The sequence below is a fragment of the Acinetobacter qingfengensis genome (assembly GCF_008693185.1).
In the GTDB taxonomy this organism is placed as follows: domain Bacteria; phylum Pseudomonadota; class Gammaproteobacteria; order Pseudomonadales; family Moraxellaceae; genus Acinetobacter; species Acinetobacter qingfengensis.
In genome coordinates this window covers 1-13,326 of the sequence record NZ_VXKN01000005.1, presented here as the reverse complement: position 1 = coordinate 13,326, position 13,326 = coordinate 1, and the positions used below count along the sequence as shown (strand labels likewise).

Below are 13,326 nucleotides of genomic sequence, written 5' to 3'. Positions count from 1 at the left end.
TAAAATGCCGCTGGATTTTTAGTACAGCCAATTTAAAACGGTTTAGTGCTACAGTTCATCATCAAAATTTGTTATACATAAATAATTAAACTTGGAAACAGGAAGCACAACAGATGACTGATACAAATATAAGCGAACTACGCATTGATACTTTGGAAGCTGCACGTATTATCAAGCGATTGAGTAATCATTGGAAACATAAATTTGAAATTACTGAGCAACATGAAATAACTACAATTCCATTTTCAGAACAAAGCCGGGTTTTTCTAAGCCCACATCAAGATTACCTATTGGCTAAGATTGAAACGACAGAAAATGAACGTCTGGAGCAACTTGAGCATGTTGTGATTAGCCATATTAATCGTATGGCAAATCAGGAATTTCCAGCACACTGGATTCGTGCCTAAATTTAAACACTAGACAGAAAAATGGTGCCGACACTCGGATTCGAACTGAGGACCTACTGATTACAAGTCAGTTGCTCTACCAACTGAGCTATGTCGGCATTTTGAAGTGCGCCAATATTAACTTATTTTATTTAAAGGTCAATAACTAGAAAAATAAATATCTTTATTTGTTCATTCAGTAATCAGAAAAATTTGCGAGATAAACTTTTAAAAATCGTAGTGAACTATATCTTTATTTTGAAATCTTGAATAAGAAAACTCCCGTCATCAAAAGATGACAGGAGTTTTTGATTCTCATTACATATCAGTGATCAGACGCACCTGAAGCACCAATACCTGTCATTGAGCGAACATATTGTGCATCAAAGGCTTTACGTTCAGCTTGTGCACGAGCTGAACGATCCGTAATAGAGAATAACCAGCAGCAGATAAATGATAGTGGCATTGCAAAAATAGCTGGCCCATTAAATGGATTTGGCGCCTTGTCCGAAATTCCTAAAGTATCTACCCAGACTGCTTTGGATAAAATAATCAGAATAACTGCTGTTACAAGCCCAACTACCCCGCCAATCACTGCACCACGTGTAGTCAACCCTTTCCAGAACATGGATAACACGAGAACTGGGAAGTTTGCACAGCAGGCAACAGAGAATGCCAAACCAACCATAAATGCAACATTTTGCTTTTCAAATAAAATACCTAAGATCATTGCAAAAATAGCTAAACCCAGTGTTGCAATTTTAGACATACGCAATTCTGATTCAGGTGTTGTTTGTCCTTTTTTGAATACATTTGCATATAAATCATGTGAAATTGCAGATGCACCAGATAATGTTAAACCTGCAACTACAGCAAGAATTGTGGCAAAAGCAACTGCTGAAATAAAGCCCATGAACATGTCACCGCCTACAGCATCAGACAAATGTACTGCGGCCATGTTATTACCACCAATCAACTCCAGTTTTCCAGTCATTGCCGCCTTAGCAACATCAAGGAATTGTGGATTGTTGGAAACGAATAGAATTGCACCGAAACCAATAATAAAAGTTAATAAATAGAAATAACCAATAAAGCCTGTTGCCACAACAACCGATTTACGTGCTTCTTTGGCATCTTTTACAGTAAAGAAACGCATCAAAATGTGAGGCAATCCTGCTGTACCAAACATCAGGGCTAAACCAAGGGAAATTGCGTCAATTGGATTGGCTGCAAGACTACCCGGTCCCATGATTTTTGCAGCATCTTCAAAACTGATGTCACGTACTTGACCATATACAGTAATCGCATCGGTAAACATGGTGCTAAAGCTGAAGCCAACTGCTTTCATGACCATAAATGCCATAAATGTTGCACCTGAAAGCAAAAGTACAGCTTTAATAATTTGTACCCATGTGGTTGCTAACATGCCACCAAACATTACGTATGCCATCATAAGTAATCCGACGATTACCACTGCAATGTTATAATTTAAGCCAAACAATAATTTGATTAACTGGCCTGCACCTACCATTTGTGCAATCAAATAAAAGGCGACCACAACAAGAGAACTCACCGCTGCCAAAGTACGTACTGGTTTTTCTTCCAAGCGGAAAGATACCACATCAGAAAGATTATATTTTCCAAGATTACGCAAACGCTCTGCAATCAGAAATAATACAATCGGCCAACCCACCATGAAGCCCAAAGAGTAAAGTAAACCATCAAACCCAGAGCTAAACACCATTGCAGAAATACCCAGGAATGATGCCGCAGACATGTAATCCCCAGCAATTGCCAGACCATTCTGAAATCCTGAGATCCCACCACCAGCCGTATAAAAATCCTTGGTATTGGTGGTTTGCTTTGCAGCCCACTTCGTGATGAAAAGTGTCGCACCAACAAAAATCACAAACATGATAATTGCATGCCAGTTTGTTGCCTGTTGCTCTGCTGCCCCCAGATCCGGACCTGCGAATGTGGAGGTTGAATATGCTGCTGTTACAGCGAGTAAAGCCTTAGCTTTTAATGAATTCCATTTCATCATCTTAATTTGTTCCTTTGTCATGTGTAATCGCTTCAACTTCCTGTAAAGCCTCTTTACTCAGTTGATCCAGCGTATTATTGGCAATATATGAATACACAGCACACAATACAAATGACAAAACAATGATTCCCAATCCAAGTGGAATGCCCCATGTTGTGACACCACCACTAAAAGAACTCATTAAAAATTCTTTGTTATATCCAACCAACAACATAAATCCAACGTACACAAATAACATGATAGCCGTGAGCGTCCAGCTTAGGGTACTCTTCTTGCTGACCATTTGTTTGAATTTTGGATTTTCTAAAATTCGTTTGACTTGAGCATCATCCATTCTCAATTCTCCTAAAATAACCCACGACTAACCTTGTCGTATTTGTCAGGCCATCACAGCCAATCTTATGGTTGTGATAAACTTAACAAGTTGTTGAGTTTTGGTAACTTAGACTTTGGTATCGAAAAATAGTCAATTTCTTGCTAAAACTTGGCAGACAAACGTTTTGGGCATATTGTTGCATTTTAGAATTCAAACGAAACTGGACAGTCACACAAAATGAATGCTGGCTTAATCATTGGTACACTGGCGATTTATATTTTTATTCTTTTTGCCTGTGCATTTTTTGGTGAAAAACATGCGAATCGTTTAAGCGCCAAGGGTCGTTTAATTCTATTCAGTTTAACTTTAGGTGTTTACTGCTCATCGTGGACATTTTATGGCGCAACTGGCGCAGCGGTTCGTGACGGGATTATTTTTTTACCCATTTATCTGGGGCCACTATTATTTGTCTGGTTTGGTTATGATATCTGGCGCAGGTTGGGTCGGGTAAGACAACATCACTCGGTATCCTCGATTGCAGACTTTATTTCTGCGCGTTATGGAAAATCGGGGTCACTTGCCGCCCTGGTCACTATTTTGGCAGTGATTGCCATTTTACCTTACCTGGCATTACAGTTACGGGCGATTGCACTGAGTACTAGTGTTATTCTGCATCAAGCCAATTATCAATATGCTGTTACCAATACGGTATTACTACTCACTGGATTAATGGCTGTTCTGGCAATGCTATTTGGTACTCGACAGATTGCCAATACTGAACAACATGGCGGCTTAATGCTAGCGGTTGCCTTTGAATCTTTTGTTAAGCTATTTGCCCTGATCACTGTTGCCCTATTTTTTATTTTTTCTGCTCCAGAACATTTGGATCAGATTAAAACTGATGTAGTGGATACCATGCATAATGTCCAACACACAGGCTTTCCTGATACTTTCTGGACACAAACCTTACTTGCCGGATTGGCCATGATTTGTCTACCTCGCCAGTTTCATGTTGCTGTGGTCGAGTTACATGACGAAACACACATCAAAGGTGCCAAGCGCTGGTTTGGGGGCTATTTGATTCTCACGATTCTGGCGATTATTCCCTTAGCAAGCTGGGCATTACATACATCGGCAGATATTTTACCAATTGCCGATATTGCTGTATTAAAGCTACCAATGAGCTTTAATAATGAATGGCTCACATTACTGGCATTTGTAGGTGGATTTTCTGCTTCAACTGGAATGCTATTGGTTTCTTCTGTCGCACTTTCCATTATGCTAAGTAATGATTTGATCATGCCTGCATTGTGGCGAACACAGTTACTGTCCAGACACGATGACCGATTGCCTCAAGTATTAAAACTGGTCAGACGTATTTCAATCTTGGTGGTGATGTTACTGGGGTTTCTGTTTTATCATTTTTTTGCTGATATTGATCAGCTATCAATTTTTGGATTATTGGCATTTAGTGCTGTGGCACAGTTTGCACCTGCACTAATTGGTGGATTGTATTGGCGTGGTGGTAGCAAACAAGGCGTTTATATTGGTTTAGTGGTTGGGTTCTGGTTATGGATCTACACCCTGTTATTTCCAACGATTTTGCGCAGTCTACCGGAACAATACAATGCTTGGGCACAGCACATCCTAATTGATGGTCCATTTTATTTGCACTGGTGTCGTCCTGAAGCTTTGTTTGGTTTCTCATCACTTTCTCCACTCACACATGGCGTAATGTGGTCACTGGGATTAAATATTTTATGTTTTTATTTTTTTTCCCGTCACTATCGTCCCAGTGTTGCAGAACAAATTCAGGCGGAAAGTTTCTTTTTCTACGATACAAAACCTTTACCTACTCAAAATTCTGTACACAATGACCATATTCCAACCGAACAAATTTCTCGTCTGAAAGTTGCTGATCTGATGGCATTATGCTCAAGGATCACCGGTGAACAAAATACTTTGGAAGCCTTTCAACAGTTTGCACATAACAACTATTTTATTTTAACGCCTAACGTACTGGCCAATGGCATGTGGTGGCGGTTTACCGAGCAATATCTTGCGGGTGCCATTGGCACGGCATCAGCACGCACCCTATTAACTACAGCCCTGATTAATAATGGATTAGCATTGGGACAAGTGGCCAATATTCTGGATCAGGCTTCGCAGTGGCAGCGTTTTAATCAAAATTTAATCATGACCATGATTGATCACATGACACAGGGTGTTAGTGTTGTAGATGAAAATATGTGTCTAGTGGCATGGAATAATCAATATCTGAATTTATTTGATTACCCCAAAGATTTGGTTTATGTCGGTTGCCCAATTGGTGATTTAATTCGTTATAACGCAGAACGTGGTGAATGTGGTCCTGGCTCTGTAGAAGAGCATGTCCGTAAACGGGTCAATTGGATGCGTAAAGGCAGTGCACATGAATTTGAACGTATTCGTGCCGATGGGCGTGTCATTCAAATGCGTGGTAAACCGATTGCTGGTGGTGGTTTCGTTACTACTTTTGCCGATATCACGGCTTTCCGACAAAACGAAGCCTTACTGGAAGCTCGAGTTAGTGAGCGAACATATCAATTGGAAGAAGCACTGGTAGAGCAGCAACTGGCACGCCAACAAGCCGATCAAGCCAATATGTCAAAAAGTCGATTTCTGGCCGCTGCAAGCCATGACTTATTACAACCCATGCATGCCGCACGTTTATTTAGTGCTGCACTGGAACAAAGTCATCTGACGATGGATGATCAACGGACACTTGAGCAACTGGATCGTGCTTTATTTGGTGCAGAAAGTATGATGTCTGCACTATTGGATATTGCCCGTCTGGAAGGTGGTTCACTAAAACCCAATCGTAAACCATATAAATTACAGGATCTTTTAAGTGATTTACGCCTACAATTTAGTTCTATTGCTGAGCAACGCAATATCATATTAAAAGTGCATGATACAACATTCTGGGTTGATACTGATCCACAATGGATGCGCCGCATCATTCAGAATTTTGTCAGTAATGCATTACGTTATACTGCCAGTGGTCGGGTTATCGTAGGGGTATTACGCAGTGCAACACAGGCACAGCATATTCGGATTGGTGTATGGGATACAGGTCCGGGTATTGCTGAAGCACAAAAGAATAAACTTTTTCATGAATTTGAGCGTGGTGGACATACTTCACCATGGGGTGAACAAGGCCTAGGATTGGGCTTAGCAATCGTAGAACGTATGACTCATCAGCTACAATATAAAGTCAATGTCTACTCGCAACTTGGTTCAGGCTCATGTTTTATGCTGGAAGTCCCTATTGTTGCAGAACCTGCACAACAAGTCATTGCACCAACCACGATTAAATTACAGCAAAAATCGCTGAATATTTTATGCTTGGACAATGATTCTGCGATTCTGGAGGCAATGCAAACCTTATTACAAAAATGGGGGCATCAGGCAATCCTTGCTTCAGAACCAGAACAGGCACTACAATTATTGAAAGAACACGATATTCATGTGTGGCTAATTGACCAACATCTAAATAATGATCAATATGGTCTGGATTTTATTCAAAAGTATCAGCAACACAGTTTACCTACAGCACTGATTACTGCAGATACTGATCCTGAACTACCTGAACGCTTAAAAGAACTCGGAATCGTATTACTTAAAAAACCGCTCAAACCGGCTGCATTACGGGCATTTTTATCCAGCATTAAAGTGTCATAATTTACATGAAAAATCTCTGGGCAATAGATTACCCAGAGATTTTCAGCAGTAAATCTTAGATTTTTTGATCTTCAATATTTAAAGCATTGATGGCCAAGACTGCTTGTGTACGATTTTGCACCCCTAACTTTCTAAAAATTGCAGTAACGTGCGCTTTAATTGTTGCTTCAGAAACATCCAACTCATAAGCAATCTGTTTATTTAACAGACCTTCTGCCACCATCATCAGCACTCTAAATTGCTGTGGTGTTAAAGATTGAATTCTTTCTGCCAATTCTGTTTCAATACTGGCACGAGGATCATGAAAAGTTTGTGGTAAGCTTGGAGGTAACCATATATCCCCTTCCAGTACCGTTTTTATGGCTTCACCGATATGAATAGGTGGTGCTGATTTCGGGATATATCCCATAGCACCATGTGCAATCGCCCGATGAATAATACTGGCTTCCTCATGTGCTGAAACTACAATAATTGGAATTGCCGGATATTGGGCACGAACGTGTACTAATGCCGAAAAACCAGATGCACCGGGTAAATGTAGATCCAAAAGTACCAAATCAGGTTCAGGGCCAGATTCAAGACGTTGATAAAACTCGGCTACCGAAGCGGTTTCACTAATTTGAGCTTGGGGTAGGCTATAACGTACTGCCTGAATTAAGGCATGGCGAAATAGCGGATGATCATCAACAATAAGTATATTCATAGATTTGTTATATTCCATCCTGGTTTATTGCCTAGGCTTCTGGCAACATCATATCATATAGAATGCTGATACCGTTAAAATATAAATAGCAGTTATCACTGTAGCATATAATATTTTTTAAAAAAATATAGAGGATTAATTGAGGCGTTAATCATCCCAATATCAAATTCATTAAGATGATCAACCAATCTTGAGCCCAAAATTACATGATGAGAAGAATTATTAATTCTTCAAAATCACTATTTCCATTTAATTGTTTTCACTTCCTGTGCATGCTGTTTAATGGATGCCGTATCATTTGAATCACAGCCACAACCAGCCCCACACCCGCCTGCTGTGGATTTTTTTGGTCTAAGTTTATCGGCCAAGCTCACCCAACCCATTTTGTGTAGTGAGTCAGCAAGTGCTGTATAAGTTTTATTTGCAGTTTTTGGCAAAAGTTTATTGAAGACAATCACACAACTCCATAACACGATTGCCGTAATAATTAGATATTGAATCATTGCCTTTATCTCCTAAAGCTTAAGCAAACATGCGTGATGCAATTTGATAAGTAAAGAATGCCATAATGTATGCCAAACCGAATAAATAGAGGGTCATGATGATGACACTTTTCCATGAGCCAGTTTCACGCCTAACAGTTGCCAAGGTTGCCAAACAGTGTGGTGCGTAAATAAACCAGACCAGCAAAGCCAGACCCGTTGCCAGCGACCATCCAGAATCTGGCGAACTAATCAGACTTGCAAGACTTTGGGCCTGTGCATCTTCATCACCAGAGAGCGCATATACTGTACCCAATGCAGCCACCACAACCTCACGCGCGGCCATAGCAGGAATAAGTGCCACACAGATTTGCCATGGAAAACCAATAGGTGCAAATAAAGGCTGCATCAAATGTCCCAACATTCCCGCAAAACTGTAATCAATATCAGGTAAGGTGGCATTTTCCGGTGGTTGTGGGAATGTGCATAGGAACCATAATAACACTGATAGTGCAAAAATAATTCCACCAACACGTTTCATAAAGATTTTGCCACGTTCATACACACCAAGCAGAATATTTCTGGCATCAGGAATTCGATAACTTGGTAATTCCATCAATAAGCTATGTTCTGACTTGTCTTTACGAAATAGCTTGATGATATAGGAAATAATTAATGCACTAACAATCCCAGCCATATAAAGGGCAAATAACACCAAACCTTGTAAATTGAATACACCTGCAATCATTTTTTGAGGAATAAAAGCAGAAATTAACAATGCATACACCGGTAACCTAGCCGAACAAGTCATTAAAGGCGCAACTAGAATTGTGGTAAATCGATCACGTGGATCACTAATGGTTCGAGTTGCCATAATCCCAGGGATCGCACAAGCAAAACTGGATAATAGTGGAATAAATGCCCGACCACTCAATCCGGCTTTAAACATCAATTTATCCAGTAAGAATGCGGCACGTGGTAAATATCCTGACTCTTCCAGAACCAGAATAAAAAAGAATAAAATCAGAATTTGTGGTAAAAACACTACCACACCACCAGCACCAGCGATAATCCCATCAACCACTAAGCTTTGTAATAAAGGCTGAGAAATGTACTCTCCAACACTCTCTCCAAGCCAGCTAAAAAACGTTTCAATACCATCCATAAAGGGCGCAGCCCAAGCAAATACAGCCTGAAACACAATAAACATCAAAATTGCCAGTGTCAGTAGACCAAAAACCGGATGTAAGAAAATACTGTCCAGAAAAGTGGTGCGTTTGTCATCATTAACAGCTGAAGTCACTGTTTGAGTAAAGATATGGTTAATATCCTCACGTAAATCTGCACTAGGTTCGAAGCTTGAAATTCGGAATTGTTGCTGTTCAAGGGATTTTAACAGATGGGTTACTCCTCCCTGTTTTACTGCAACTGTTTCAACCACAGGTACACCTAACGCCTGTGACAATGCCTCAGGATTAAGCTGAATACCACGTCGACGTGCTTCATCCATCATGTTCAACACAATCAGCATCGGGCGTTTTAATGCTGCAACTTCCAATAATAAATTTAAGTGCAATTTTAGGTTGGTTGCATCCACAATACATAAGAAAGCATCCTGATATTCCTCGCCCTTAACAACGCCCTGACAAACATCACGGGTAATGGCTTCATCAGGACTTGCCGCATCTAGACTGTATGTCCCTGGTAAATCCAGTACACGAACAGTTTGGCCGGAAGGTAAATTAAATAAACCTTCTTTGCGTTCAACCGTTACACCGGCATAGTTGGCAACTTTTTGTTTGGTTCCCGTTAAATGGTTAAATAAAGAGGTTTTACCACAGTTTGGATTACCCACAAGTGCAATACGCAAAACTTCGTTACTCATGTGAATATTCCTTAAATGTCAACTTCGATACGTTCAGCTTCATTACGGCGCAAGGCGAACCGTGACAAGCCAACTTTAACCAGAATGGGCTCTCCACCAAACAAACCCTTTGTAATGACTTCAACATGTTCACCTGTAACAAAACCTAGACTTCTTAAACGTTTGGCAATATTGTCTGTAGATGAAGAGCCATCTAGCAGTTGATGAACGTGTGAAATTGTGGCTTGCTGTTTAGTTTTTAAATCCGATAGACGCACGATCTTTGCCCTGGCTACATTTCATGAATTTATTTATGAAACATTATAACCTTAAATGAGAATATTTACTAATCAGCAACGATTCAATTTGCATTTTTCCTTTGCTGGTTTTGTCATTTATTTGTATTGTGGAATAACTTGTTGAATTGCTATTTTGAATTATGCTTGCTGCTAAAAAACTACGTCAGCCCACACCTGTTACTATTCCTGAACAATATACTTACTTACAGGGTTTTCGTGACTATTTAATTAGTCACAGTAGTAGCATTCATACCCGCAATGCGTATTTATCCGATTTGTTACAATGTGCACACTGTTCAAATACTCCATTAACAGAGTGGCAAAAACATCACATTCAAGACACTTTATTGAAACTTACCGAACAAGGAAAAAGCCCTCGATCAATCGCTCGCTATTTATCCGCATTACGACAATTTTTTAGATTCCTTAGAGAAACTGATTTAAGACAGGACGATCCTCTAACCGAAATCAAAACTCCAAAACAAGGTCGGGCATTACCCAAAGATTTATCTGCTCAAAATGTTGAAGCATTAATCAATGCACCAGATCCCTCTACTGCACTGGGTTTAAGAGATCGTGCCATGTTAGAAGTTCTATATGCCTGCGGACTACGGGTGAGTGAGCTTATCGGTCTACAAACACAAATGCTTAACTTAGAACAAGGCTTTGTTAGAATCAAAGGAAAAGGCAACAAAGAGCGACTAGTTCCACTGGGTGAAGTAGCTATCGACTGGCTCCAACGATATCTACTGGAAGCTCGACCAGAACTCTATAAAATCTCAACTGACGCACTATTTTTAACACAAAATGGCGGCATCATGACCCGACAAAATTTCTGGTATGCCATTAAACGCTACGCTTTAATCGCCAATATCGAACAAGAGCTGTCACCACATGTATTACGTCATGCCTTTGCTACACATTTACTGAATCACGGTGCTGATTTGCGTGTCGTACAAATGCTGTTAGGTCATGCAGATTTATCAACAACACAAATCTATACCCATGTTGCACAAGCACGTATGCAACAAATTCATGAACAATTTCATCCTCGAGGCTAATCTTCAGTTTTATATTTTATAATTTTTCAAATCATTGCTTGCAAGAAAATGCTTTTGATCTAGATAAACCACCAATCCATCGGATCAGATACTTTTTATATCATTGCGCTGTATTTTTTTTGTTATGCTTGCACTTTCATTCGACTCTTTTAGATAAACAGGCTCGTTATGCACTTTTTAAAATTTGCTGCAAGCATCTTCATGATCGCCAGCACCATCTTCCTTTCCGCATGCTCAAAAAATGATTCCAACAATAAAGATGATCAAGCCATTACCGCAACGACACCCGTTTCAGGTGAAGCATCAACACTCACAGAAAATAACGCACTTCAACGTTTAAAACAAACGTTGCAAGCTAATTTTGAACAGTCAGGCATTAAAGCAAAAATTCAGACCATTAGAACAACCGAAATTCCCAATATGTACTGGGTAACACTAGAAGGCTTTCCTTCCGTCTTGGCCAGTAGCGATGCAAAATATATATTTCAGGGGGATGTGATCCGTTTAGGTGATAAAAAAGTGCAGCAGATTACTGAAGGCCTAAAAGCTTTGGATAACAAGACCAAACTTGCTGCACTCAAACTTGAAGATTTGATCGTTTATCCGGCTCAAGGCAAAACCAAACATATTGTTTATGTGTTTACTGATTCCAGTTGCCCGTACTGCCATAAACTTCATGAGCATTTAAATGACATGACCAGTAAAGGTATCGAGGTACGTTATATTGCATGGCCACGTGGTGAGCAATTTTTTGCAACCATGCAAAACATTTGGTGTAGTGCTGACCGTAAAGCTGCATTTGATGCCTCTGTAAAAGGTCAACCATTACAAGCTACGCAATGTACTAATCCAGTCATGGCTCAATATCAACTAGGCCTAGATATGGGTGTGAATGGTACGCCTGCTATTTATAATCAGGACGGTCAATATCTTGGCGGTTATATGACACCGGACGATCTACTAGAACGCCTCAAACAGCCAAACTAGAAATAATCTACAAAAAGCTGCAAATACCCTAGTGGTCTTGCAGCTTTTTAGATACCGTCTTACTTGTAAATAAAAAAAAGAGTTTTTAAGAGTTTTCTTGCAAAAAATCTGCATGATATGGTGTCTTATTTTTTAATACACCATAACAAATATGTATCAATTTTCGCATAGCAGCACATAATGCAGCCATTTTAGCTTTACCATTTTTTAATAATCGATCATACATAACCTTAACATGAGGATTATGTCTAATTGCTACAACAGCCGCCATGTATAAGCTCGAACGAATTTTTGTAGACCCTGTTTTAGATAATCTTGATGCACCTCTAACAGATGTACCAGATTGTCTTTGTAAAGGAACAAGACCAACATAAGCAGCAGCTTGGCTTGCCGTATCAAATTGATGACTATGAAATAAATTCAGCATTAACAAACCAGTACGCTTTCCAATCGCTGGAATACTTTGCAACAAATCTAAATCAGACTTTAAATCTCGATCTTGCTCTATTAAATCAGAAATCATCTCATCAATAGATAGCAAGCTAGATTGTAAAGAATCTATACTATTTTTAATCATATTAATAACTTGTATACTAGTATGATTAAAAGTAGATTTTTCAAGACGATTATTTTCACGTAATAAATCAGAATAAACAGCATCACGTCGAGCAATAAGATGCTTTAAAAATTTAATATTCTCGCTATCAGGCTTCCATATTTTTAAATGAGCAAATGCACCATATTTGGCTAATACCTCACTATCAGCTTTATCTGTTTTATTTAAAATTGACATACTTTGAGCAAAACGACGTGCCCTAAAAGGGTTAGATAATGCTAAAGTACAACCTGCATCATGTAAAAAATAACACAAATTTTCATGATATATACCAGTTGCTTCAAGAGTAATTAATAAATCATTATGCGATATTTTCAATAAAGTAAACCAATTTATTAAATTATTAAATCCAATCTCATTATTCGAAAAAACTTTAGTTTTCTTTTTACCTGAAATTTCATTAATAAATAAACAACAATCAATTTTTGTTTTTGAAACATCAATACCCAAATAATTCATACTTACTCCATTTTACACCATTCACACTGCCTATACTTGTTTATTCAGTGTCTAATGCACTTGGCTACCGTTGAGAGTTAAAATTGTGTAAAGGGCAAATCATATACTTTATCTAAAAAGCAATTTTTAAAATTAAGCTATTATACAAGTTATATGATTTGCAGTTATATTAGCTAGATATAACATAAATAGAATAATCATTTTTTTATATTTTTCAATAAATATTTCTTTATAAAAATTAATAAAAGCAGTAATCAGGGTAGACTAAACTGTCATCAGATTGCACTACTACGCTCGTAGACACTCGCTAAATATACCAGATTACATGAGCAAGGAATTTACGATAGTTAATCGACATACTCGCTTTGTTAGCGAGTATGTGAAAA

11 protein-coding genes and 1 tRNA gene are annotated in these 13,326 nt (G+C 38.9%); 4 read left to right on the top strand and 8 right to left on the bottom strand.

Going from position 1 to position 13,326, the window contains the following annotated elements:
- The first annotated feature begins 113 nt into the window (after positions 1–113).
- A complete protein-coding gene (locus F4V57_RS07785) occupies positions 114–407 on the top strand; it encodes a DUF2218 domain-containing protein (protein ID WP_070070869.1) in 294 nt (97 codons plus the stop codon).
- Between the two features lie 22 nt (positions 408–429).
- Here the strand turns inward: F4V57_RS07785 and F4V57_RS07780 are convergent.
- The 3 genes from F4V57_RS07780 to F4V57_RS07770 form a co-directional block, all read right to left on the bottom strand.
- Positions 430–505 (bottom strand) — tRNA-Thr (locus F4V57_RS07780).
- A 206-nt stretch (positions 506–711) separates the two neighbouring features.
- On the bottom strand, positions 712–2,427 hold the full coding sequence (locus tag F4V57_RS07775) for a cation acetate symporter (RefSeq protein ID WP_070070913.1): 1,716 nt from the start codon (positions 2,425–2,427) through the stop codon (positions 712–714).
- Between the two features lie 4 nt (positions 2,428–2,431).
- Positions 2,432–2,764: a DUF485 domain-containing protein gene (locus F4V57_RS07770; RefSeq protein ID WP_070070868.1), complete on the bottom strand. Its 333-nt coding sequence runs from the start codon at positions 2,762–2,764 to the stop codon at positions 2,432–2,434.
- Positions 2,765–2,983: 219 nt separating this feature from the next.
- Between F4V57_RS07770 and F4V57_RS07765 the strand changes: the two genes are divergently transcribed.
- Positions 2,984–6,469: a PAS domain-containing hybrid sensor histidine kinase/response regulator gene (locus F4V57_RS07765; protein ID WP_070070867.1), complete on the top strand. Its 3,486-nt coding sequence runs from the start codon at positions 2,984–2,986 to the stop codon at positions 6,467–6,469.
- A 55-nt stretch (positions 6,470–6,524) separates the two neighbouring features.
- Here F4V57_RS07765 and F4V57_RS07760 read toward each other — a convergent pair whose 3' ends face one another.
- From F4V57_RS07760 to F4V57_RS07745, 4 genes are all read right to left on the bottom strand, one after another.
- A complete protein-coding gene (locus F4V57_RS07760; RefSeq protein WP_070070866.1) occupies positions 6,525–7,172 on the bottom strand; it encodes a response regulator in 648 nt (215 codons plus the stop codon).
- Between the two features lie 239 nt (positions 7,173–7,411).
- Entirely contained in the window at positions 7,412–7,675 is a 264-nt protein-coding gene (locus F4V57_RS07755) for a DUF6587 family protein (protein ID WP_070070865.1), read from the bottom strand.
- Positions 7,676–7,694: 19 nt separating this feature from the next.
- Complete coding sequence (gene feoB / locus F4V57_RS07750) at positions 7,695–9,539, bottom strand: ferrous iron transport protein B (protein WP_070070864.1); 1,845 nt, start codon at positions 9,537–9,539, stop codon at positions 7,695–7,697.
- A gap of 11 nt (positions 9,540–9,550) precedes the next feature.
- The gene (locus tag F4V57_RS07745; RefSeq protein ID WP_070070863.1) at positions 9,551–9,796 is read right to left on the bottom strand and encodes a FeoA family protein; all 246 of its coding nucleotides are present in this window, start codon (positions 9,794–9,796) and stop codon (positions 9,551–9,553) included.
- A gap of 161 nt (positions 9,797–9,957) precedes the next feature.
- Between F4V57_RS07745 and xerD the strand changes: the two genes are divergently transcribed.
- Together xerD and F4V57_RS07735 are read left to right on the top strand one after the other, a co-directional pair.
- Entirely contained in the window at positions 9,958–10,878 is a 921-nt protein-coding gene (gene xerD, locus F4V57_RS07740) for a site-specific tyrosine recombinase XerD (protein WP_070070862.1), read from the top strand.
- Positions 10,879–11,046: 168 nt separating this feature from the next.
- A complete protein-coding gene (locus F4V57_RS07735; RefSeq protein WP_070070861.1) occupies positions 11,047–11,865 on the top strand; it encodes a DsbC family protein in 819 nt (272 codons plus the stop codon).
- An 85-nt stretch (positions 11,866–11,950) separates the two neighbouring features.
- On the opposite strand, the gene F4V57_RS07730 is transcribed toward F4V57_RS07735, so the two are convergent.
- Positions 11,951–12,940, bottom strand: coding sequence for an IS110 family RNA-guided transposase (locus F4V57_RS07730; protein WP_070070860.1), 990 nt, complete (start codon positions 12,938–12,940; stop codon positions 11,951–11,953).
- Positions 12,941–13,326 lie beyond the last annotated feature (386 nt).